The organism is Streptosporangium brasiliense (assembly GCF_030811595.1).
Classification (GTDB): Bacteria; Actinomycetota; Actinomycetes; order Streptosporangiales; family Streptosporangiaceae; genus Streptosporangium; species Streptosporangium brasiliense.
This window is the reverse complement of record NZ_JAUSRB010000002.1, coordinates 479,817-502,321: the sequence shown is the minus strand read 5'-3', so window position 1 is coordinate 502,321 and position 22,505 is coordinate 479,817. Positions and strand designations below refer to the sequence as shown.

Here is a 22,505-nt window from a genome sequence, read left to right as displayed (position 1 = left end):
TTGGCTGGTTGGAGATTTACTACACCGTAGGGACGATGATGCCGGAGATCGCGCCGCTGGAAGCGGGGGAACCGCACCGTCTGGGGCCGTTCCGCGTCGTCGGCCGGATCGGTGAGGGCGGGCAGGGGATCGTCTACCTGGGGGTCAACGAGTCGGGGGAGCGGGCGGCGATCAAGTTGCTGCACGTGAAATTCTCCGGCGACACGACGGCCAGATCCCGCTTTGCCCGCGAGGCGCGCGCCGCCCAGCGGGTCGCCTCGTTCTGCACGGCGGGCGTGGTGGACGCCGATCTCGAAGGCGACACCCCCTACATCGCGAGCGAATACATCGAGGGCAGGTCGCTGCGGGAGGTCGTGGAGACCGACGGCCCGCTCCGGGGCGCCGCACTGCAGCGGCTGGCGATCGGCACGGCCACCGCGCTGACCGCGATCCACCACGCCGCGATCGTGCACCGCGACTTCAAACCGGACAACGTGCTCATCGCCGCCGACGGCCCCCGCGTGGTGGACTTCGGCATCGCCCGCATCCTCGACTCCACCGGGACGATCACCAGCCGGGCCATCGGCACCCCGGCCTACATGGCGCCCGAGCAGATCTCCGGCGCCGACGTCGGCCCGCACACCGACGTCTTCGCCTGGGGGGCGACCATCGCGTTCGCCGCGACCGGGGAGACGGTCTTCGCCGGCGACTCGATCGCGGTGGTGCTCAACCGCATCCTCAACCACGAGGTGGACGTCAGCGTCATGCCGGAGCCGCTGCGCGGCGCGGTCCGCGCGGCCCTGTCCAAGTCGCCCGCCGCCCGCCCGTCGGCCGACCAGATCCTGCTGCGGATGCTCGGCCACCCCGAGAGCGTGGACGCGTCGCCGGCCGTCCTCAACGAGGGGGCGCAGGTCGCCGGCCCCGACTCGGACGAGGCCACCCACCTCATGCGGATACGGGGCACGGCCCCGGACCGGCCCGCCCCCAACGCCCCGCCCGTGCCGTCCACCGGCTTCCGCGCGCAGCCCCCGGGGCCCGGCGAGCGCCCGTCCTCCCCGGCGTACAGGGAGCATCCGTCCTCCCCGGCGTACGGTGAGCATCCGTCCTCCCCGGCGTACGGTGAGCATCCGTCCGCTCCGGGCCATGGCGAGCGCGGTCCTTCCCCGGCTTACGGGGAGCGCCCGTCCGCTCCGGCGTACGGCGAGCACCCGTCCTCCCCGGCGTACAGGGAGCGTCCGTCCTCCCCGGCGTACGGCGAGCAGCCCCCGCCTCCCGCCCACGGCGAGCGTCCGTCGTTCCCGGGGCACGGCGGGTCCTCGACCGTCCCGCCCCCGGACTGGCAGACCACGCTCACCGAGCACGTCACGGACGTGGACCCGCCCCGGCGCTCCCGGAAGGGGCGCTGGGTCGCGGCCGCCGTGGCCGTCCTGCTGGTCGCCGCCGCCGTGGCGGCCGTCGCCCTCACCGGCTGGCCGCCGAGCCTGGGCGCCGGCGCCGAGCCCACCGCGTCCGCCCCGGCGGAGTTCACCTCGGTGGTGGACAAGGCGGCCCGGACCGGCAAGCTCACCGTCGGCGTGCGCGGCTTCCTGCCGGGCATCGCGCTGGAGAGCGGCGGTAAGTGGAGCGGGTTCGAGGTGGACCTCGCCACCGAGATCGCCAAGGCGCTGCAGGTGCCCGCGGACGGCGTCACCTTCCGGGCGACCAGCCGGGAGGAGCGGCCGGGGCTGCTGGCCGCCGGTGACGTCGACCTGGTCATCTCGACCTACTCGATCAACGACGGCGACGACGTCACCTTCGCCGGGCCGTACTATCTCGCCCACGTCGACGTGCTCGTCAAGGCCGGCTCCCCGATCGTCTCCGCGGCCGGTCTGGAGGGCAGGCGGCTGTGCCAGCCGGCCTCCAGCTCCTCGGTCCGCGTCCTGCAGGAGACGGTGAGCCAGATCGAACTGATCCCCGCCCAGACCTACACCGACTGCATGAACAAGCTGCTGGCCGGTGAGGTCGACGCGGTCCCGGGCGACGACCTGCTGCTGGCCGGGTTCGCCAACCGGGAGAGCGTCCGCTACAAGGTGCTCGGCCTGAAGCTGACCGACGAGCGCTACGCGGTGGCCGTGAAGAAGGGCGACAGCCGCACCTGCAAGGCAGTGCAGGGCGCGATCGCCGACCTCTACGACAGCGGCGTGATCAAGAAGCTGCTCGACAGGCACTTCTCCCGGGTCGACTTCGCCACCCGCGAGGACAGCCTCCCGGCCATGACTAGCTGCGGTTAGTCCCCTCGATCTCGGCCGCGGTCTCCTCGGCCCAGTCGCGCATCAGCCGCGTCTGACGGATGCCCAGCTCCAGGGCGTACTGACCGAAGCCGGGCTTCTTCCACGAGGACCTGGCCGCGCGCATCGCCTCCAGCTCGGCCAGCCTGATGTCGTAGGACTCGGCCTCCGCGCGGAGCAGCGCCGCGGCCTCGTGCGGCTCCAGCGTGGGCAGCAGGAAGGCGCGCAGCACCCCTTCGCTGCGGTAGGACCGTGACGGTCCCTTCTCGATCAGCCACCCGCGCAGCTCATGCGTGCCCTCGTCGGTGATCGCGTAGGTCTTCCGGCCGCGCGGGCCCTCCTCCTCGACCGTGATCAGGCCGTCGGCGGCCATCTTGTTCAGCTCCGGATAGATCTGGCTGTGCCGGGCCTGCCAGGCGTTGTTGATCGAACTCTCGAACAGTTTCGTCAGGTCGTAGCCGCTGGCGGGGCCGGAGACGGTCAGCAGGCCGAGGAGCGCGATCCGTAGGGACATGCCCTCATCATAATTATCAATTGACATGTCAAAACTGACACGTCACTATCAACAGGTGTCTACTGACGTATCGCCCTCCCACGCGGCCTCCCCTCCAAAGCCCAAGAACGGGCTGCTCCTCCTCGCCGTCCTCGGCGGGATGTTCCTGGCCATGCTCGACCAGACGATCGTCGGGACCGCCCTGCCCCGGATCACCCAGGAGCTCGGCGGCGCGGACCTCTACACCTGGGTCGTGACGGCCTATCTGCTGACCTCCACGATCACCGTCCCGCTGTACGGCAGGCTGTCGGACACCTACGGGCGCAAGCCCCTGCTGCTCGTCGGCGTCGTGCTGTTCCTGCTCGGCTCGCTCCTGTGCGGCCTCGCCCAGGACATGAACCAGCTCATCGCCTTCCGGGCGCTGCAGGGCCTGGGCGCCGGGGCGCTGCTGCCCCTCTCCCTGGCCCTGGTGGTCGATCTGTTCCCGCCGGACAAGAGCGGCCGGGTCCAGGGCGCGATGGGCGGGGTGATGGCGCTGAGCTACATCGCCGGCCCCTTCCTCGGCGGCGTCTTCACCGACCAGGCGAGCTGGCGCTGGGCCTTCATGGTCAACCTCCCCATCGGCCTGGTCCTCATCGCGATCGTCGTGGCGCGGCTGCCGCACGTGGCCGGCCAGGGCCGCGGCACCCGCCCCGACTACCTCGGCATCGCCGTCTTCAGCGGGGCGATCGGCGCGCTGCTCGTCGGTCTGACCGAGAAGGGCCTGGACGGCCACACCTGGACCAGCGGGCCCGTGCTGTGGCCCATCGTGGCCGCGGCCGTGCTGCTGGCGCTGTTCGTCCTCGTCGAGCGCGGGGCGGCGGAGCCGATCATCCCCCTGGAGCTGTTCCGCAACCGGACCTACACGCTGGCCAACGCGGTCTCGTTCTGCACCGCGTTCTGCCTCTACGCCGGGGTGGTGTTCCTGCCCCGTTACTTCCAGGAGGCCGTCGGGCTCAGCGCCACGGACTCGGGTCTGCGCATCTACCCGCTCATGCTCGGGATGGTGGCCGGCAGCGGGATCGCCGGGGCCCTCATGTCCAGGACCCAGCGCTACAAGCCGTGGCTGATCGCCGGGGCGCTGCTCATGGCGGTCGGGGCGCTGCTCTGCGCCGGGATCACGGTCGGGACCTCGGGCCTCGTCCTCGCCGGGTGGATGGCGCTGCTCGGCCTCGGCATGGGGCCGATGCTGTCGGGTCTGACCGTGGCGGTCCAATACTCGGTCCCGCCGCGGTTCACCGGCACCGCCAGCGCGAACCTGACCTTCTTCCGGCAGATCGGCGGCTCGGTCGCCCTGGCCCTCGCCGGCACCTTCTACGCCTCCGTCGTCGCGGAGGAGGCGCCCGCCCACGGGCTGCCGGCCGCCCATGCCGCCGCCACCGCGAGCGTCATCCCCTGGCTCGCCGTCGGCGGGGCGCTCGTCGCCCTCCTGGCGCTGATCGCGCTGCCCGGAGGCCGGATCAAGGCACTCGCCGCAGGACCGGCGACACTGGACGGGTAACATCCGAGCGTCACAGTTCATCCTTCGAGTGGGGGAAGGTCATGGCCCAGACTCCCGTAAAGGTCACCGTCACCGGCGCCGCCGGTCAGATCGGCTACGCGCTGCTGTTCCGCATCGCGTCGGGCCAGTTGCTGGGCGCCGACGTCCCGGTCAAGCTGAGCCTGCTGGAGATCCCGCAGGCGGTCAAGGCCGCCGAGGGCACCGCGATGGAGCTCGACGACTGCGCGTTCCCGCTGCTGAGCGGTATCGAGGTCACCGACGACGCCGGCAAGGCGTTCGACGGCGCCAACGTCGCGCTGCTGGTGGGCGCCCGCCCGCGTACCGCCGGCATGGAGCGCGGCGACCTGCTCCAGGCCAACGGCGGCATCTTCGGCCCGCAGGGCAAGGCCATCAACGACAACGCGGCCGACGACATCCGCGTCCTGGTCGTGGGCAACCCGGCCAACACCAACGCGCTGATCGCCCAGCAGCACGCCCCGGACGTCCCGGCGGAGCGCTTCACCGCGATGACCCGCCTGGACCACAACCGCGCGCTCTCCCAGCTCGCCGCCAAGCTCCAGGTCCCGGTCACCGAGATCATGAAGATGACCATCTGGGGCAACCACTCCGCCACGCAGTACCCCGACCTGTTCCACGCCGAGGTCGGCGGCAAGATCGCCGCCGAGCAGGTGGACGAGGCCTGGCTGCGCGACACCTTCATCCCGACCGTCGCCAAGCGCGGCGCCGCGATCATCGAGGCCCGGGGCGCGTCCTCGGCCGCCTCCGCCGCCAACGCCGCGATCGACCACGTCTTCGACTGGGTCAACGGCGCCGAGTGGACCTCCGCCGCGATCCCCTCCGACGGCTCGTACGGCGTGCCCGAGGGCCTCATCTCCTCCTTCCCCGTCGTCTCGCGCGGCGGCAAGTGGGAGATCATCCAGGGTCTGGAGATCGACGCCTTCTCCCGCGAGCGCATCGACGCCTCGGTGCGTGAGCTCGAAGAGGAGCGCGCCGCCGTCCGCGAGCTCGGCCTCATCTGAGCTCAGCCTCGTGTGAGCCCGGCCCCGGCTGAGCTCGATCCTGTCCGAGCCCGGCCCCGGCCGGGCTCACGACGGCTCCTCCGCGTCCAAGGGAAGGGGCCCCGGTCCGCCGGGGCCCCTTCCGCGTCTCCGGGCCCGGCCCATGAGGCTCGGCGTCCCCGAGATCCCGCGGTCCCTGCGGCCTGGAGCCCCGCCGTCCCGTCTCCCGTGGATCGGCGTCCCGGTGGCCGGGGCGCCCGCCGTGGTGGGGCGCACGGCGATTGGCGGCGTGTCGAACATGCCGTCCGGCGGCCCCCCGGCGTTAAATGATCATTGAGGGTCGGGGGATCGGTGTTCATGGCGCATGGTGCGGCGCGGGTCGTCGTTGGAATAGTCAGTCTTGCTCTCGTCGGAGCGCCCGGAGCGGTGCTGGCGGAGCCGGGGAGAAGCAATCCGGGCGGAGCCGATCTGTCCGTACGGCTGGAGAACTCGCCGAGGGTCGCGCAGCCGGGGCAGCCGCTTCTCTACCGGGCGGAGGTGCGCAACATCGGGCCCGAGGACGCGGTGCTGCCCCTGCTCACCGTCCGGGTGCCCGAGGGGGTGGAGATCCTCCGCGTCGACGTCGCCGAGTGCCGTCCGGGCACGACGGCCAACGAGGTGGTCTGCGCCTCCCCGCAGGACGTCATGGCCGGCGGCAGTGGCGGGGTGACGATCAGCGGTCTGGTCCGCCCGGGCGCGCGCGGCCCGCTGGAGGCGACCGCGACGCTCTCCTCGGAGATCGTGGACGGCAACGAGGAGAACAACTCCGCCCGGACGCTGACCCCGGTGGACGAGGGGGCCGACCTGGCGGTCCGGCTGTCGCGCAAGGCGCGGGCCGGCCGGCTGGTCATGATGGGCGCGGTCGTCCGCAACCGGGGGCCCCGGGTCGTCCGCGACGCCGCGCTCTTCTTCCACACCAGGAGCGCGCGTTTCCTGTCGGCGCGGGGCGCGCGGTGCCGGTCGTTCCCCGGACTCGTCGGCTGCAGGCTGGGCGCGGTCGGCTCCGGCAAGCGGGTCAGTCTCCGGCTGGCCTTCCGCGCGCACCGGCGCGCGCTGCGGGCCAAGGCGACCGTCTACTCCACTCACGTGGGCGACCGCCGCCCCGCCAACAACATGGCCCGCATCAACCTGCGCTAGGCCCTGTCCCCGGCCCTCCCGCCTGTCGCGGCCCCAGGCTTCCCGCCTGCCGGGCCTAACCGGGCGGCGCCCGGCCGTGGACGGCCGGGCGCCCGCCGCCGCCGGTCAGCGGGGCAGCGCGGCCCAGGCGTCGGCGACGATGTCACGGACGGACGGGTGCTCCGGCTTCCACCCGAGCTCGCGCTGGATCCGCTCCGAGGAGGCCACCAGCACCGCGGGGTCCCCGGCCCGGCGCTCGCGCACGACCGCCGGGATCTCGTGCCCGGTGACCTCGCGGCAGACCGACAAGACCTCCTGCACCGAGAAGCCCGTGCCGCTGCCCAGGTTGTAGATCTTGTGCTCGCCCGCCGAGCAGGCCTCCAGCGCCAGCAGATGGGCCCGGGCCAGGTCGCCCACGTGGATGTAGTCGCGGACGCATGTCCCGTCGGGAGTGGGGTAGTCCGTGCCGAACACGCTGACCGACTCGCGCAGGCCGAGTGCGACGGCGAGGACGTTAGGGATCAGGTGGGTCTCCACGGAGTGCCGTTCGCGGTAGACCCTGCCGTCGCCGCCGGTGTGGGCGCCGCCCACGTTGAAGTAGCGCAGGCTCACCGCGGCCAGGCCGTACAGCCCGGCGAAGGTGGTCAGCGCGGTGTCGACGGCGAGTTTGGACGCGCCGTAGGGGTTGGTCGGCCGGGTGGGGTCGGTCTCCGCGATCGGGGAGCGCTCCGGCTCGCCGTAGGTGGCGGCGGTGGAGGAGAACACAATCGTGCCGACCCCGGCGGTCCGCATGGCGTCGAGCAGGGCCAAGGTGCCGCCGAGGTTGTGCGCCCAGTAAAGGCCGGGCTTCTCCACCGACTCCCCGACCAGGGACTTCGCCGCGAAGTGGAGCACACCGTCCATCCCGGGCAGCACGTCCGCGGCCTCGGTGATCGATCCCTCCACGAAGCGCGCGCCCGGCGGCACCGCGTCGGCGTGGCCGGTGGACAGATCGTCCAGCACGGTGACCTGATGGCCCGCCTCGACGAGTTGCGCCGAGACGACGCTGCCTATGTATCCGGCGCCTCCGGTGACCAGCAGCTTCACGGAGCCTCCTGTTTGATGGTGTCTGAATGTGTTTATTTTTGTAAGGCTACTGCCAGCATATGCTGGCTCATCAAATATCGGCCACAGTCGGAACGGGCGACGGCCATGACGGAGACAGTCTCGTGAACAGCGTCCTGGCGAACATCGCCTTGGTCATGCTTTTCGTATTGATCGGGGGGTTCTTCGCCGCCGCCGAAATGGCCATGGTCTCCCTCAGGGAGAGTCAGGTCCGCAGGATCGGCACCCGGGGCCGCAGGGGAGCGCGGGCGGCCAAGCTCGCCCGTGACCCCAACCGCTTCCTGTCGGCGGTGCAGATCGGCGTCACCGTGGCGACCATGCTGTCGGCGGCGTTCGGCGCCGACACCCTCGCCCAGGACCTGATCCCGGTCGTGGACGGATGGGGCGTGCCCGACGCCGTCGCGGCCCCCCTCTCCCTGGTGCTGGTGACGCTGGCCATCTCCTACCTCTCGCTGGTGCTGGGCGAGCTCGCGCCCAAGCGGATCGCCCGACAGCGCGCAGAGGGGATCTCGCTGCTGGTCGCGCCGTTCCTGGACCGGATGGCCGCGCTGTCGCGGCCGGTCATCTGGGCCCTGTCCAAGTCCACCGACGGCGTGGTCAGACTGCTCGGCGGCAACCCCGAGGCCGACCGGGAGGAGATCTCCACCGAGGAGCTGCGCGACATGGTGGTCGGCCACCACGAGCTCGCCGCCGACGAGCGGAACCTGATCGCGGAGGTCTTCGCCGCGGGCAAGCGGCAGCTCCGCGAGGTGATGCTGCCGCGCACCGAGGTGGAGTTCATGGCGGCCGACACCCCGCTGGCCGAGGCCGCCGTCCTGGCCGCCGCCATGCCGCACTCCCGCTTCCCGATCTACCGCGACTCCTACGACGACATCGTGGGCTTCATCCACATCAGGGACCTGCTCGACCCGGTGCTGACCGGGTCCATCGAGCCGATCAGCGAACTGGTGCCGATCCGCCCGGTCAAGCTGGTCCCCACCAGCAAACGGGTGCTGCCCACGCTGTCGGAGATGCGCGGCGAGGGGCACCACCTGGCGATCGTGGTCGACGAGTACGGCGGCACCGCCGGCATCGTCACCCTTGAGGACCTGGTCGAGGAGCTCATCGGTGACATCCGCGACGAGCACGACGTCGAGGACGAGCAGGTCGTGCTGCCCGCGGGAGAGGTGGAGCTCGACGGGCTGGCCAACCTCGACGAGGTCGCGACCGAGACCGGGATCCGGCTGGCCGACGGCCCCTACGAGACCCTGGGCGGGTTCGTCATGGCGGCCCTGGGGCACCTGCCGACGTTGGGGGAGCGGGTGGAGATCCCGGGCTTCGAGATGTCGGTCACGGACATGGACGGCCGCCGGGTCTCCCGGGTCCGCATCAAGCGCCGCACCCCTCCGCCGGAGGCGCCCGCCGCCCCCGGCCCGGACGCGCCCGCCCCTCCCGGTCCGGGGTCGCCCGCCGCCCCCGGTTCAGGGCCGTCGGCCGCTCCCGGCCCGGGGACGTCCGCCACTCCCGGTCCGGGGCCGTCCACCGCTCCTTGAGACGGGGCCGTCGGCCGCTCCCGGTCCGGGGCCGTCGGCCGCTCCTGAGGCGGGGCCGCCGGCCGCTTCCGCACCGAGACGCCGGCTGCTTTCGAGTCGGAGTCACCGATCACTCCCGACACCTGACACAATTACGTGCTATGGCCAGTCCCCGTGTCCTCTCCGGAATCCAGCCCACTGCCGACTCCTTCCACCTGGGCAACTACCTCGGTGCCGTGCGGCAGTACGTAGCGATGCAGGACGGCTATGACGCGTTCTACTGCGTCGTCGACCTGCACGCGATCACGGTGGACTACCAGCCCGAGACGCTGCGCAGGCGTTCCAGGGTCGCCGCCGCCCAGCTGTTCGCCGCCGGCCTGGATCCGGAGCGCTCCACGGTCTTCGTGCAGAGCCACGTCCGCGAGCACAGCGAGCTGGCCTGGGTACTGATCTGCCTCACCGGCATGGGCGAGGCCGGCCGGATGACCCAGTTCAAGGACAAGTCGGCGAAGACCGGTGAGAGCTCGGCCAGCGTCGGCCTGTTCACCTATCCGATCCTGCAGGCCGCCGACATCCTGCTCTACCAGGCCGACCAGGTCCCGGTCGGGGCCGACCAGAAGCAGCACCTGGAGCTCACCCGCGACCTCGCGCAGCGCTTCAACCACCGCTTCGGCGAGACCTTCACGCTGCCCAAGCCGCACATCGTCGAGGGCGTCGAGAAGATCACCGACCTGCAGGACCCCACGGCCAAGATGTCCAAGTCGTCGTCCTCGCCCGGCGGCATCCTGGACCTGCTGGAGCAGCCGGGGCCGCTCCGCAAGAAGATCATGCGCGCGGTCACCGACACGGGCTCCGAGGTCCTCGCCGACGACGAGAACAAGCCCGGCATCACCAACCTCCTGCGCATCCAGTCCGCGCTGACCGGCACGCCGATCCCCGAGCTGGAGGCCCGCTACGCCGGGCAGGGCTACGGCACCTTCAAGAAGGACGTGGCCGAGGCCGTCGTGGAGACCTTCACGCCGATCCGGGAGCGGACCGAGAAGCTGCTGGCCGACGAGGCCGAGCTCGACAAGATGCTCGCCGCCGGCGCCGCGCGGGCCCGCGCCGTGGCCGCCGAGACCATGACCAGGGTCCGCGACCGGGCGGGATTCCTGCCCACCCGCTGACCCGCCGGCAGCTCGCTCCCCCGACACCCGACGGCCCGCCGGGCGACCGCCCGCGGGAGGCGCCCGTCCCCGCGCGCGGTAGGCGCACGGTAGGGCGGTAATTGGGTAGGTGACGCGGGTGACGAGCGTGCAGGAACGGATCGAGGTCTTCCGTGAGTGGGGCCGGTCGAGGATCGGCTCCACCCGGATCCGGTGGCCCTGGTTCGATCATCTGATCAGGACCGTGCAGCGATACCAGATCCAGTCCGGTGACCGGCTGGCCGGGGCGGTGACCTACTACGCGTTCCTGTCGTTCTTCCCGATCATCGCGCTGGCCTTCGCGGTCTTCGGCTACTTCCTGTCCGTCCGGCCGGACGCCATCAGGACCCTCCAGCGGGCCATCGACCAATATCTCCCCGGCCTCGCCGACCAGCTCCCGATCCAGCAGATCGCCGACTCGCGGGCCAGCGCCGGGATCATCGGTCTGCTCGGCCTGCTCTACGCCGGGCTCGGCGCCGTCGACGCCCTGCGCGACGCGCTCCGCGAGGTCTCCATGACCGCCGAGGCGCCGCTCAACTTCTTCCTGGCCAAGCTCCGCGATCTGGCAGCCCTGGTCCTGGTCGGCGTCACGATGATCGCCTCGGTGCTGGTCGGCGGCTTCGCCACCCAGGCCAGCGGGACCGTGGCCGGATGGCTGGGCCTGTCGCGGTCGGTGATCGGCAGCAATTCGATCTGGCTCGTCGGCCTGGTGGTCAGCGTCCTGGCGGACACCGTGCTGTTCGTGATCATCCTGCGCTGGATGGGCCGGTCGAGGCAGCCGCTCCAGGTCGTGCTGCGCGGCGCGCTGCTGGGCGCGCTCGGCTTCGGCGTCCTCAAGCAGCTCGCCGCGCTGATCCTGGCCAGGACGTTGAACAACCCCATCTACGGGGTGTTCGCGGTGATGGTCGGGCTGTTGGTCTGGATCAACCTGTCGGCCCGGGTGATCCTCTACGCGGCAGCCTGGACGGAGACCTCCTCGCTCGGCCCGCCCCCCGAGCCCACCCCGATCCCCGCCGCCGACGTCCCTCTCTAGCCACTCCAGCGGACTCGGCTGGAAAAATTTGTGCCCGTAAAGCCTGTCTGTGCCTATAAGAGGCATTTGGTGGCCCGGTAGGCCCGGCCGCGGCCCTCGCCCGGCCAAGCCCTTAACTCGGCCGGACCCTTGACCCGGCCGGGCCTCTCACCCGTCACCCGGCCGGACTCTTCATCCGGCCGGACCCTTAATCCGGCCGGGCCTCTCATCCGGCCGCGCCGCTTGGGCGTGCCGTTTGGACGTGCCGGGCCCGCGCTAGCGGGACCGCCTGCGCATGCCGTACACCAGCCAGATCCCGCCGCCGAGCAGGCCCGCGCCGAGCACGTAGAGGCCCACCGGGACGGCCGCGGGGGAGCCGTCCCCGGAGGCGGGGGCGGCTCCTGTGCTGCCGGGCCGGGGCGCCGGTGACGGCGGCGTCGCGGGCGGGGTGGTCGGGCCGGTCGGCATGGGGGCGGCCGCGGGGAGCGGGTCCACCAGCCGGCCGACCGGGGTGATCTTGCCGCGGGTGGCGAAGCCCCAGTCGAGCAGGTCGGCGACATCGTCCCAGAAGTAACCGTCGTGCCGCATGATCGACACGATGACGGTGTGCCCGTTCCGTTTGGCCGCGCCGACGAAGCTGCCCATGGCCTTGGACGTCCAGCCGTTCTTGACGCCGATCATGCCCTTGTAGCGCCAGAGCAGCTTGTTGTGGTTGCCGATCTCGTAGTAGCCCTTGGGCGCGGGAAACTTGTCGGTCTTCGTGCTGATGTACCGCCGGAAATCGGCGTTGGCCAGTCCGGCCCGCGCGATCAGCGCCAGGTCGTAGGCCGAGCTGCTCTGGCCGGGCTTGTCCAGCCCGCTCGGCGTCTTGGCCACCGTGTCGAGGGCCTGCAGCCGCTTGGCCTCGGCGTTCATGTCCTTCAGCGTCTCGGTCAGGCCGCCGTTGGCCTCGGCCAGCGCCATCGCGCAGTCGTTGCCCGAGACCAGCATCAACGCCTTGAAGAGGTCTTCGACGGTGTAGATCGGTTTGGAGACCAGGCCGACGGCGCTGCCCTCCTCGTTCACGGCGCGGCTGCTCGGCTTGACCTTCCGGCTCTTGTCGAGCTTCGGGATGAGGGTGAGCGCGGTCAGGGCCTTGAGTGTGCTCGCCGGCAGGTATCGTCCGTGCGGGTCCTTGGCGGCGAGGACCTCCCCGGTGTCGGCGTCGGCGATCACGTAGGACTTCGCGGCCGTCTTCGGCGGCGCCTTCACCCCTGTGGGGGCGATGATGCCCCGCTCGCCGAGCTCGTTCCCGCCGACGGGCGCTTTCTCGGCATATGCGGGAACGCCCAGGAAGGCGGTCGCCGCGAGCAGCACCCCGACGGGCGCGACGTGTTTCATCCCCATAGTGATCTCAGGGTAGCTTCGTGCCGATTCACATGCCGTGCCCCACACGCTGACCAGGGGACACATCAGGTAACGGAATACTGATGTCATGCAAATGTCGCGAAAGATCGCCGTATTCCTGCTCGCCGTCGCCGCTTTCATGGTCTTCGAGTGGATCAATCTCGGCTTCAACCTCGCGGACGGACACCCGACGGCCTTCTACGTGGTCCACGGCATCCTGATCGCCGTGAACATCGTCCTGGCCATCGTGCTCGGCGTGATCGGCCTACGCGGACTGGCGAAGCGTCCGCAGGGTCCTCCGGTGTAGCTCGGCGGCCTCCTCGGCCGAGTCGCCGATGCTGGTGAAACCGAGTTTGCCGAACTCCGGGACCGCGCCGAGCAGGTGCAGCACGTTGCCCGTGCGGGTCTCGCGGTCGAAGCCGAGGCCCTTGTCGTGGACCAGCTTGACGACCTCTCCGGGGGTGCGGCCCCGCAGGCAGGGGGCGGTGCAGTTGTCGGTGGCCACGTAGCACTTGGGCTGGTCGCCGTGCATGAGCATGCCGGTGCCGGGATCGTAGGCGGCGCCGGTGGTGAGCAGCGCGGCGCCGAACGGGTGCGTGGTGCCGCCGATGCGCAGGTTGACCTCGCACAGCAGAGCCCGGTAGCCGGCGTCGGTCTTGACGGCGAAGAAGTCCATGCCGAACAGGCCGACCACGCCCCGTCCGGCGAGGACGCGGGCGATCCGCTCGGCGCACTCGCCCACCTGGGCGCGGTAGTCCGGATGGGCGGGGAAGGCGCAGCCCTGGTAGACGTCGCCGTTCGGGCCGCCGAGGAGCTGCTCGTGCGTGGCGACCACGTCGTAGGCGCCGCCGGGGGTGATCCTGGCCAGGGCGCTGGGGGAGCGCAGCGGCCGGCCCTCGACGAACTCCTCGATCACCGCGCCCCGTTCGGCGATCTTCTCGGCGAACGTCGTCCAGGTCTCGCCCGCCGCCGAGAAGCTCGTGTGACAGGCGGTGAGCGGCCGCTCGTCCTTGATCACGATGGCGTTGCCCAGCCCGGAGTAGCTGTTGTTGAGCTTGACCATCAACTTCGTCGTGGGGCTCAGCGCGCGGGCGGCGTGCTCCACCTCGGTCAGCGACCGCAGGTCGGCGAAGCCCCGCGCCATCGGCACCCCCGCCTCCTCGCCGATCATGCGCCCGCCGCTCTTGGATCCCAGGTGGGCCAGCGAGGTGGCCGGGCCGTAGATCGGCAGGCCGAGGACCTCGGCGAGCCGTTCCTCGTGCTCGCTGACCACGAACGGCACCATCCAGGCGTCCGCCGTGCCGCCGAGCGCCGCCCGGATCCGCCTGACGACGTCCGGGCGGCGCAGCACCGACACGGTGAGCGGCTGCGTGCGAGGATCATCCAAACTGATCATTTGCAGGCGGGTGCGGGCCTCGTCGGGGTCGTCGAGGAAGCTCAGGTAGTAGTCCACGATCGCGGTGTCCACCGGCGTCGAGGACAGGTAGACGACTCCGACGCCCGGCTGCCTGAGGGTGAGCAGGAGGAACAGCAGCCGCTCCTCGTAGCAGAGGGCGCCGGTGATCCTGCGCAGCTCGTCCTGGGGGAGCGAGAGTGACGGGATGACCACCAGGGTCCCCTCGTTCGGTTCGAAGATGCTTAACCCGGCGTGCTTCTTTCCGAATGGGATTTTAGTGATCATATGCGGAGTGAAGCACGCATTCTTCCGGTTTGCATCACTCCCTCGGGTTCGATGACTGGCACCTGAGGTGACGTAAATTGCCAGGTCGTCAATGTTTCAACGGAGCCACGGACGGTCACCTCCCGGGCCGCACCACCCGGTACGGCTACCGCCCCTAGCCAATCCGGGTCATCGGCTCTGGTCCGGGTGGGTCACGAGGCACAGAAGTAATGGATGGGACGGCAAAACATTTGGTCTAGATGTCGGCGGGCGGCCACGGAGGAGAGATAAAGTCGATGTCATCGTCAGCGCGCCGGTGGTCTCACCCTGGTCCGCCGCTCCCGCGTTGGCGATCCGTCAGTCGCTCCGGCACGGCCCACGGCACCCACTCCGGCCCACCGGTGCGACGATCAATTTTCGGGCTGTCTCATGGATCGCGTGATTCTGGGCAGTGGCACGGTGCGTCGAGATCAGGCTGCTGGCGCGGATGGGATGGTGACCAATGCGGGGGCGTAATTTTCGGGGAGAACTCGACACGTTCCTCGCCGGGCATGAGCAGGACCTGATCGGCTTCCGCCGCGACCTGCACATGCATCCCGAGCTCGCGTTCGCCGAATACCGCACGACGCAGCGCGTCGCCGACCGTCTGACCGCGGCCGGTCTCATGCCCTCGGTCCTGCCGCGTGGCACCGGTCTGATCTGCGAGGTCGGCAGCGGCGACGGGCCGACCGTGGCGCTGCGGGCCGACATCGACGCGCTGCCCGTGCCGGACGAGAAGGACGTGCCCTACAGCTCCACCGTCCCCGGCGTGTGCCACGCCTGCGGCCACGACGTGCACACCACGATCCTGCTCGGCACCGCGCTCTTCCTCGCCCAGCAGGCGGAGGCCGGGCTGCTGCCCGGCCGGGTCCGGCTGATCTTCCAGCCCGCCGAGGAGCTCCCCGGCGGGGCGCTGGAGGTCATGGCCTCGGGCGGGATCAGCGGTGTCGACCGGATCTTCGGCCTGCACTGCGACCCCCGGGTGGAGGTCGGCAAGGTCGGCCTCAAGTCCGGGCCGATCACCTCCGCCTGCGACAAGGTCACGATCCGGGTGAGCGGCCCCGGCGGGCACACCGCCCGGCCGCACCTCACCGCCGACCTGGTCTTCGCCCTCGCCAAGATCCTCACGGAGCTGCCCACCGGACTGTCGCGCCGGGTCGACCCGCGTTCGTCGCTGAGCCTCGTCTGGGGCCGGGTCGAGGCGGGCTCGGTGGCCAACGCGATCCCGGACGACGGAGTCGCCGAGGGCACCGTGCGCTGCCTGGACGAGGACGCCTGGCACGCGGCCCCGGAGCTGATCAAGGGGCTGCTCGACTCGGTCGCGGGCGCCTACGGGGTCGAAGCCCGGATGGACTACGCCCGCGGCGTGCCGCCCGTCGTCAACGACAAGGTCAGCGTGCAGATGCTGACCGAGGCCGCGATGGGCGTGCTCGGGGAGGGCTCCGCGGTGCCGACGCAGCAGAGCCTGGGCGGCGAGGACTTCGGCTGGTATCTCGAGTCCGTCCCGGGGGCATACGCCCGGCTGGGCACCCGCAAGCCGGGCTCGGACCAGCTGGCCGACATCCACCAGGGCACCTTCGACGTGGACGAGACGTGCATCGGCACCGGCGTGCGGTTCCTGGCGGCGACCGCGCTGACCGCGCTCTGGGAGGGGCGGCGCCCCACCTCGGCCGAACCGGTCGCGGGCATCGCGATGTCCTGAAGGACCGGGGTCCGCGATGTCCTGAGGGACCGGGGCCGGGCGGCTCCCCCCGGAGGGCGGGGAGCCGGACGGCACGGCGGTCGGGGGATCAGCCGTCAAGAATCGGAGTCCGGTGAATGTCGTCACCGGTAATCGTGGACGTCGTCCGCTGCTCTGCCCGGCCGCTCCATTTCACTCGACATCGACTTCACCTGACGTCGACGGCCGGATTTGATCCGGGCTGACGGATGTCGCCGACGCGGGATGTGTCACGTTGTTTTCCGCGTTTTCCGGGCGTTGCCGGACGGGCTCACCGCACGGAATTCGCCGGCGCCTTCACAGAAGCCCTGATGCTTGCGTTGTGGTGGCCGGGTCGGTGAGGGGTGGACGCAACCGGGACCTGCTCCGCTGACGGCCGGGCGGGCACCACGGCCACCGGCTGTCAGCTCACGTGGCACGGTTCCCCTTGATCACGTGGCACGGTTCCTCCTGATGGAGGCGGGTTCTGAGCTGATCTTCCGAGGTGTGCCGCATCGCGCCGTGATCGTCTCGGCGCTCCGGTCCGGGGTGGGCCGAGCTCCGGCCGGGCGGCGACCGGACGGAAGCCTCGTTCCTTCCCCGGACGCGAATGTTCCCGGCCATGGACGTCAATGCGTGTTCCCGGCCATGGATGTCAATGCGCGCCACGGCGTGGACGGCGGTCAATTCGGCGGGCGCCGTGTGTTTCCTCCAGGCGTCACGGCTGACGTGAGGCGTCAGATGTTCTCCGCGGTCTGATCGGACGCTCACGGCGGTCGAGGTGGCTTTTCTCCATCGGCTCTGCTTTTCTTTACCGGGTCCGCTTTCTCGACCGGGCCCGCTTTCTCCGCCGGATCCGCCTCCCTGCCGCGCTGAGCTCTCTCCGGTCACGGCCGCCGATCTCCGATCACGGCCGCCGCTCTCCGGTAACGGCCACCGGCGGGCCGGCGCGGTGGTCGACGCGTCGGCGGCCCCGCTCCAGGCCGGGGGGCCGCGTCTCGCCGACCTGTCGCCACGGGCGGGGCCGCTGAGAAGATCGTTCGTGATCGGCCGCCATATCGTGACGCCGGACGGTGCTACCGGCGGGTAGGATCGGCCGCCTTCCTGTGTCACAAGGCGGCGTGAGCTGCATAACGGACCTATTTCGGACCCGTGCGCTGGTTTGGTCAACCCTGGTCGACCAACTATCTTCCGTGCAGGGTTGCCGTGCGTCTCTTCGCGCGTGCACTGAGACGCGAAGGGAGTCCATCTTGCTTCAGAACCGATTCGGCAAGCTGGCAGCTACCGTACTGACGGGCAGCATGCTCATGGGGGCTGCCGCGTGTGGTGGAGGCGACGACTCGACCACGTCGGCCAAGCCGAGCGACGGGGGCGCCAGCTCGGCTCCGGCCGCGACGGGCGCGAAGGTCGGTCTCGCCTATGACATCGGCGGCCGTGGCGACCAGTCGTTCAACGACGCCGCCGCAGCCGGTCTGGACAAGGCCAAGACCGAGCTCGGCCTGGCCGAGGCCAAGGAGATCGAGGCCAGCAACGGCGAGACCGAGGCGGCCAAGGAGGAGCGGCTGCGCCTGCTCGCCTCCGGCGGCTTCAACCCGATCGTCGCGATCGGCTTCGCCTACTCCGGCCCGGTGAAGAAGGTCGCCGCCGAGTTCCCGGACGTCAAGTTCGCGATCGTCGACGACGCCGCCGCGACGGGTCCCAACATCTCCAACCTCCTGTTCGCCGAGCACGAGGGCTCCTTCATCATCGGCGCCGCCGCGGCGCTGAAGTCGAAGAAGAACCACGTGGGCTTCGTCGGCGGCGTCCAGGTGCCGCTGATCCAGAAGTTCGAGGCCGGCTTCGCCGCCGGTGCCAAGGCGGTCAAGTCCGACGTCAAGGTCGACGTCAAATACCTGACCCAGCCGCCGGACTTCGCCGGCTTCAACGACCCGGCCAAGGGCAAGACGGCGGCCGAGGGCATGTGCGGGCGCCGACGTGGTCTACCACGCCGCGGGCGGTTCCGGCAGCGGCGTGTTCGAGGCGGCCAAGGCCGCCAAGGGCCTGGCCATCGGCGTCGACTCCGACCAGGCCAAGACCGCGGCCGCCGAGCTGCAGGGCGTCATCATGACCTCCATGATCAAGAAGGTCGACGTCGCCGTCTTCGACTTCCTGAAGAGCTTCAGCGGCGGCACGGTGAAGAGCGGCACCACGATCTACGACCTCAAGGCCGGCGGCGTCGACTACTCCACCACCGGTGGCCAGGTCGACGACATCAAGACCAAGCTCGACGAGTACAAGCAGAAGATCATTTCCGGCGAGATCACCGTGCCGGAGAAGACCTCCTGACCTGGTCCGGCGGACGATTCCCCGGGCCCTTCGGTCAGTCTCAACCATCCCGTTCCGCAAACAGGGCCACCCGTGCGGAGGAGGCCGTCATCAGCACCCCGACCCCGGCCGTCGAACTCGCGGGGATCACAAAACGATTCCCCGGCGTCGTGGCCAACCGCGACATCTCCCTATCTGTGCAGCAGGGCCACGTGCATGCCGTCGTCGGAGAGAACGGCGCGGGCAAGTCCACCCTCATGAAGATCTTGTACGGCATGCAGCGCCCCGACGAGGGCGAGATCCGCGTCAACGGGGCGGTCACGAGCTTCCGTTCCCCGGCCGACGCGATCGCGGTGGGCGTCGGCATGGTCCACCAGCACTTCATGCTGGCCGACAACCTGACCGTGCTGGAGAACGTGATCCTCGGCAACGAGCCCCGCACCGGTGGGGTCGCGATCGACTTCGGCGCCGCCCGCAAGAAGATCAGGAAGATCTCCGACTCCTACGGCCTCGGCATCGACCCCGACGTCATGGTGGAGGACCTGGGCGTCGGCGCCCGGCAGCGGGTGGAGATCCTCAAGGTCCTCTACCGCGGCGCCCGGATCCTCATCCTGGACGAGCCGACCGCCGTGCTCGTGCCGCAGGAGGTGGACGAGCTCTTCGACAACCTGCGCGAGCTGGTCCGCGAGGGCCTCACGATCATCTTCATCTCGCACAAGCTGGACGAGGTGCTCTCGGTCGCCGACGCCATCACCGTCATCCGGCGCGGCACCACCGTCGCCAGCGTGTCGCCCAAGAGCGTGACCGCCAGGCAGTTGGCCGAGCTCATGGTCGGCAGCGAGCTGCCCAGCCCGGAGACCCGCGACTCCACCGTCACCGACGTGGTCGCGCTCTCGGTACGCGACCTGAGCGTTCACTCGGCCGAGGAGCGCTGTCTCATCGACGGGGTCAGCTTCGACATCCGTAAGGGCGAGGTGCTCGGCATCGCCGGCGTCGAGGGCAACGGCCAGGCCGAGCTCGTCGAGGCCATCATGGGCATGCGCGCCGCGGAGGGGGAGATCCGCCTCAGCGAGGAGGACATCTCCGCCTGGCCGACGCTGCGCCGCCGCGAGGCCGGCATCGGTTACATCCCCGAGGACCGGCACCGGCACGGCCTGCTTCTGGAGGCCCCGCTCTGGGAGAACCGGATCCTCGGCCACCAGACACGGCGCCCCAACGTCCGGGGCCCCTGGATCGACCGCGGCGGTGCCCGCAAGGACACCCAGCGCATCGTCGAGGAGTACGACGTCCGCACCCCGGGCATCGACGTGGACGCCGCCGCCCTGTCCGGCGGCAACCAGCAGAAGCTGATCGTCGGCCGGGAGATGAGCGGCGACCCGGTGTTCCTGATCGCCTCCCACCCGACGCGCGGTGTGGACGTCGGCGCCCAGGCCGCGATCTGGGACCACCTGCGGGCCGCGCGCGCCGCCGGCCTGGCCGTGCTGCTGATCTCGGCGGACCTGGACGAGCTCATCGGCCTGTCGGACACGCTGAAGGTGATCCTGCGCGGCCGCATCGTCGCGGACGTGGATCCGCGGACGGTGACGCCCGAGCAGCTCGGGTCGGCCATGACCGGTGCTGGAGAGGCGGCATGAACATCCACGCAGCGCACCGAACGGGTGCGTTCCCCGAGGTGCGGCGCCCCCGCACGGCAGCCGGGGTGGTCGCATGAGCCCCGCGGAGTCGAGCTTCGCCGACCGGCTGCTCGGCCGGGTCCGGCTCGGTGGCCTGCTCTCGCTCGCCGCGCCGATCCTCGCCATCGTGTTCGCCGGCCTGATCACCTCGATCGTCCTGCTGGTCACCGGTGACCCGCCCCTGGAGACGCTGGGCGTCATGGTCGACTACGGCGTGCAGCCGCGCTCGATCGTGCTGACCCTGAACTCCGCGACGACCTATTACCTGTCGGCCCTGGCGGTGGCGATCGGGTTCCGGATGAACCTGTTCAACATCGGCGTCGACGGCCAGTACCGCCTGGCGGCGCTGGTCGCGGCGGCCGTGGGCGGCGCGGTGGCGCTGCCCGCCCCGCTGCACGTCGCCCTCATCATCTTCGTCGCCATGGTGGTCGGCGCGGGCTGGGCGTCGATCGCCGGCCTGCTGCGGGTCAGGCGGGGCGTCAGCGAGGTCATCTCCACGATCATGCTGAACGCCATCGCCACCGCGCTCGGCGCCTGGCTGCTCAACAAGGACCGTCTCGCGGTCGAGGTGTCGGGCAGCAACAACATCGGTACCAAGCCGATCGACCCGTCCGGTCAGGTGTCGGGCATGGCGATCATCCCCGGCACCGAGGCCAAGGTGTTCGGCCTGATCATCCTGGCGATCGTCATGGGAATCCTCTACCACGTGCTGCTCAACCGCACCCGCTTCGGCTTCGACCTGCGCGCCACCGGCCGCTCGGAGTCTGCCGCGGTGGCCAGCGGCGTCAACGTCAAGAAGATGATCCTGCTGGCGATGATCCTGTCCGGTGCGGTGGCCGGCCTGGTCGGCATGCCCCAGCTGCTCGGCGCGTCCTACAGCTACAGCCTGGACTTCCCCACGGGGCTCGGCTTCACCGGCATCGCGATCGCGCTGCTCGGCCGGAACAACCCCGTCGGCATCGCCTTCGGCGCGCTGCTGTGGGCCTTCCTCGACACCTCGTCGAGCATCCTGCAACTGCACGAGATCTCCCCGGAGATCGTCACCATCATGCAGGGCACGATCGTGCTCTCGGTCATCATCGCCTACGAGCTGGTCCACCGTTACCAGATCACCGCCGGCCAGCGCCGGGTGAGCAAGGAACTGGCGAGTGGCACCCCGGCCCAGGCTGAAGGAGCGTCGGCATGAGCGGAGGCGCCGTGACCCTGGCGGAGGCTCCGCTGGAGGAGCCGACGAAGCCCGTCAAGTTCAGACTCACCTGGCAGGTTCTCCTGCTCGCCTTCGGCGGGCTGGTCGTCCTGCTGTCGTTCACCCGCGCCGTCACCGGCGCCGTCGACCTCACCTCGGCGGGGGCGATCAACGCGGCCGTCGCGCTGGCCGTGCCGATCGGCCTGGCCGGCCTCGGCGGCCTGTGGTCCGAGCGGGCCGGCGTGGTCAACATCGGCCTCGAAGGCATGATGATCCTGGGCACCTGGGCCGGCGCCTGGGGGGCGATCCACTTCGCCAACCCCTGGGCGGGCGTCGTCGCCGGCGCGATCGGCGGAGCCATCGGCGGCCTGCTGCACGCGATCGCCACCGTGACGTTCGGGGTCGACCACATCATCTCCGGCGTCGCGATCAACATCCTGGGCCTGGGCGTCACCCAGTTCCTGTCCAAGGTGACGTTCGCCGAGATGCCGGGCGGCGGTGACTCCCAGTCGCCCCCCGTGCCCAAGCCGGGCACCGTGAGCCTGCCGTGGGTCGGCGACCCGCTGGCCACGCTGGAGACCAAGCAGTGGTTCCTGCTGTCCGACGTCGCGGGCATCCTGCGGGGCCTGACCACCAACGTCTCGCTGTTCACCCTCCTGTCGATCCTGCTGGTCCCGCTGACGTTCTACGTGCTGTGGCGCACGGCGTTCGGCCTGCGGCTGCGCTCCTGCGGCGAGCGGCCGGTGGCGGCGGAGTCGCTGGGCGTCAACGTCTACCTCTACAAGTACGTCGCGGTGGTCGTCTCCGGCGCCCTGGCGGGTCTCGGCGGCGCGTTCCTGTCGCTGGTGGCCGCCAGCGCCTACCGCGAGGGGCAGACCGGCGGCCGCGGCTTCATCGGCCTCGCCGCCATGATCTTCGGTAACTGGCGTCCGGGCGGCCTGGCGGCCGGCGCGACGCTGTTCGGCTACACCGACGCGCTCCAGCTGCGCCGCGGCGGCGAGTCGGTGCACGCGCTGCTGCTGCTGGTGGCCATCCTGATCGCCGGTGTGGCGGTCTACCAGCTCGTCCGGCAGAACCGCGCCAGGGCGGCCCTGATCACCGGGGTCGCGGCGATCGCGGTGTTCGTCGTGTTCGCCCTGACCGACACCATCCCGCCCCAGTTCACCTCGGTCACCCCGCACATCACCACGCTGCTGGTGCTGTCGCTGGCGGCCCAGCGGCTGCGGCCGCCCGCCGCGGACGGCGTGCCGTACCGCAGGGGACAGGCGAAGTGACCACATCGGGCAAGACGAAGGGCGCGTCGTCCGCGGCGCGC

17 protein-coding genes and 1 pseudogene are annotated in these 22,505 nt (G+C 70.6%); 14 read left to right on the top strand and 4 right to left on the bottom strand.

Going from position 1 to position 22,505, the window contains the following annotated elements; translation table 11 throughout:
* Positions 1–8: 8 nt before the first annotated feature.
* Positions 9–2,249 (top strand): bifunctional serine/threonine-protein kinase/glutamate ABC transporter substrate-binding protein, encoded by a 2,241-nt coding sequence (locus J2S55_RS10720; RefSeq protein ID WP_306859336.1) that lies wholly within the window; start codon positions 9–11, stop codon positions 2,247–2,249.
* Here J2S55_RS10720 and J2S55_RS10715 read toward each other — a convergent pair.
* Entirely contained in the window at positions 2,236–2,760 is a 525-nt protein-coding gene (locus J2S55_RS10715; RefSeq protein WP_306859334.1) for a PadR family transcriptional regulator, read from the bottom strand. The genes J2S55_RS10720 and J2S55_RS10715 overlap by 14 nt on opposite strands.
* Before the next feature lie 55 nt (positions 2,761–2,815).
* On the opposite strand from J2S55_RS10715, the gene J2S55_RS10710 reads away from it, so the two are divergent.
* The 3 genes from J2S55_RS10710 (at position 2,816) to J2S55_RS10700 (ending at position 6,453) form a co-directional block, all read left to right on the top strand.
* A complete protein-coding gene (locus J2S55_RS10710) occupies positions 2,816–4,279 on the top strand; it encodes an MDR family MFS transporter (RefSeq protein ID WP_306859332.1) in 1,464 nt (487 codons plus the stop codon).
* A 41-nt stretch (positions 4,280–4,320) separates the two neighbouring features.
* Positions 4,321–5,298 (top strand): malate dehydrogenase, encoded by a 978-nt coding sequence (locus tag J2S55_RS10705; RefSeq protein ID WP_306859330.1) that lies wholly within the window; start codon positions 4,321–4,323, stop codon positions 5,296–5,298.
* A gap of 336 nt (positions 5,299–5,634) precedes the next feature.
* The gene (locus J2S55_RS10700; protein ID WP_306859328.1) at positions 5,635–6,453 is read left to right on the top strand and encodes a COG1361 family protein; all 819 of its coding nucleotides are present in this window, start codon (positions 5,635–5,637) and stop codon (positions 6,451–6,453) included.
* A gap of 105 nt (positions 6,454–6,558) precedes the next feature.
* Here J2S55_RS10700 and galE read toward each other — a convergent pair whose 3' ends face one another.
* A complete protein-coding gene (gene galE / locus J2S55_RS10695; protein WP_306859326.1) occupies positions 6,559–7,518 on the bottom strand; it encodes a UDP-glucose 4-epimerase GalE in 960 nt (319 codons plus the stop codon).
* A 122-nt stretch (positions 7,519–7,640) separates the two neighbouring features.
* Here galE and J2S55_RS10690 point away from each other — a divergent pair, with 122 nt between their 5' ends.
* From J2S55_RS10690 to J2S55_RS10680, 3 genes are all read left to right on the top strand, one after another.
* A complete protein-coding gene (locus J2S55_RS10690) occupies positions 7,641–9,068 on the top strand; it encodes a hemolysin family protein (RefSeq protein WP_306859324.1) in 1,428 nt (475 codons plus the stop codon).
* A 140-nt stretch (positions 9,069–9,208) separates the two neighbouring features.
* Positions 9,209–10,213 carry a tryptophan--tRNA ligase gene (trpS, locus tag J2S55_RS10685; protein ID WP_306859322.1) on the top strand — a complete coding sequence of 335 codons (1,005 nt, stop codon included), beginning with the start codon at positions 9,209–9,211 and terminating at the stop codon, positions 10,211–10,213.
* Between the two features lie 118 nt (positions 10,214–10,331).
* Positions 10,332–11,264 (top strand): YihY/virulence factor BrkB family protein, encoded by a 933-nt coding sequence (locus tag J2S55_RS10680; protein ID WP_306859320.1) that lies wholly within the window; start codon positions 10,332–10,334, stop codon positions 11,262–11,264.
* 255 nt (positions 11,265–11,519) lie between these two features.
* Here J2S55_RS10680 and J2S55_RS10675 read toward each other — a convergent pair whose 3' ends face one another.
* Positions 11,520–12,623, bottom strand: a complete 1,104-nt coding sequence (locus tag J2S55_RS10675) for a D-alanyl-D-alanine carboxypeptidase family protein (RefSeq protein WP_306859318.1) — start codon at positions 12,621–12,623, stop codon at positions 11,520–11,522.
* A gap of 94 nt (positions 12,624–12,717) precedes the next feature.
* Here J2S55_RS10675 and J2S55_RS10670 point away from each other — a divergent pair, with 94 nt between their 5' ends.
* Positions 12,718–12,936, top strand: a complete 219-nt coding sequence (locus J2S55_RS10670; RefSeq protein WP_306859316.1) for an SCO4848 family membrane protein — start codon at positions 12,718–12,720, stop codon at positions 12,934–12,936.
* Here J2S55_RS10670 and J2S55_RS10665 read toward each other — a convergent pair.
* Entirely contained in the window at positions 12,895–14,238 is a 1,344-nt protein-coding gene (locus tag J2S55_RS10665) for a peptide ligase PGM1-related protein (protein ID WP_306859314.1), read from the bottom strand. The genes J2S55_RS10670 and J2S55_RS10665 overlap by 42 nt on opposite strands.
* Before the next feature lie 553 nt (positions 14,239–14,791).
* Here J2S55_RS10665 and J2S55_RS10660 point away from each other — a divergent pair.
* The 6 genes and pseudogenes from J2S55_RS10660 (at position 14,792) to J2S55_RS10635 (ending at position 22,464) form a co-directional block, all read left to right on the top strand.
* On the top strand, positions 14,792–16,030 hold the full coding sequence (locus tag J2S55_RS10660) for a M20 family metallopeptidase (RefSeq protein WP_306859312.1): 1,239 nt from the start codon (positions 14,792–14,794) through the stop codon (positions 16,028–16,030).
* A 1,298-nt stretch (positions 16,031–17,328) separates the two neighbouring features.
* Positions 17,329–17,928 (top strand): annotated as a pseudogene (locus J2S55_RS10655) (BMP family lipoprotein); the annotation flags it as partial.
* Between the two features lie 73 nt (positions 17,929–18,001).
* Positions 18,002–18,352 carry a BMP family lipoprotein gene (locus J2S55_RS10650; protein ID WP_306875297.1) on the top strand — a complete coding sequence of 117 codons (351 nt, stop codon included), beginning with the start codon at positions 18,002–18,004 and terminating at the stop codon, positions 18,350–18,352.
* A gap of 89 nt (positions 18,353–18,441) precedes the next feature.
* Positions 18,442–19,965, top strand: coding sequence for an ABC transporter ATP-binding protein (locus J2S55_RS10645; protein ID WP_306875296.1), 1,524 nt, complete (start codon positions 18,442–18,444; stop codon positions 19,963–19,965).
* Positions 19,966–20,038: 73 nt separating this feature from the next.
* Positions 20,039–21,190 (top strand): ABC transporter permease, encoded by a 1,152-nt coding sequence (locus tag J2S55_RS10640; RefSeq protein WP_306859310.1) that lies wholly within the window; start codon positions 20,039–20,041, stop codon positions 21,188–21,190.
* Positions 21,187–22,464 carry an ABC transporter permease gene (locus J2S55_RS10635; RefSeq protein ID WP_306859308.1) on the top strand — a complete coding sequence of 426 codons (1,278 nt, stop codon included), beginning with the start codon at positions 21,187–21,189 and terminating at the stop codon, positions 22,462–22,464. Before J2S55_RS10640 ends, J2S55_RS10635 begins: the two co-directional genes overlap by 4 nt.
* Positions 22,465–22,505: the final 41 nt, after the last annotated feature.

What these genes read in the sequence shown, in the direction of transcription:
- J2S55_RS10715 (WP_306859334.1), bottom strand. Translation starts at nt 2,760, where the DNA reads ATGTCCCTACGGATCGCGCTCCTCGGCCTGCTGACCGTCTCCGGCCCC.
- J2S55_RS10705 (WP_306859330.1), top strand. Translation starts at nt 4,321, where the DNA reads ATGGCCCAGACTCCCGTAAAGGTCACCGTCACCGGCGCCGCCGGTCAG.
- J2S55_RS10700 (WP_306859328.1), top strand. Translation starts at nt 5,635, where the DNA reads ATGGCGCATGGTGCGGCGCGGGTCGTCGTTGGAATAGTCAGTCTTGCT.
- trpS (WP_306859322.1), top strand. Translation starts at nt 9,209, where the DNA reads ATGGCCAGTCCCCGTGTCCTCTCCGGAATCCAGCCCACTGCCGACTCC.
- J2S55_RS10675 (WP_306859318.1), bottom strand. Translation starts at nt 12,623, where the DNA reads ATGAAACACGTCGCGCCCGTCGGGGTGCTGCTCGCGGCGACCGCCTTC.
- J2S55_RS10670 (WP_306859316.1), top strand. Translation starts at nt 12,718, where the DNA reads ATGCAAATGTCGCGAAAGATCGCCGTATTCCTGCTCGCCGTCGCCGCT.
- J2S55_RS10660 (WP_306859312.1), top strand. Translation starts at nt 14,792, where the DNA reads ATGCGGGGGCGTAATTTTCGGGGAGAACTCGACACGTTCCTCGCCGGG.
- J2S55_RS10640 (WP_306859310.1), top strand. Translation starts at nt 20,039, where the DNA reads ATGAGCCCCGCGGAGTCGAGCTTCGCCGACCGGCTGCTCGGCCGGGTC.
- J2S55_RS10635 (WP_306859308.1), top strand. Translation starts at nt 21,187, where the DNA reads ATGAGCGGAGGCGCCGTGACCCTGGCGGAGGCTCCGCTGGAGGAGCCG.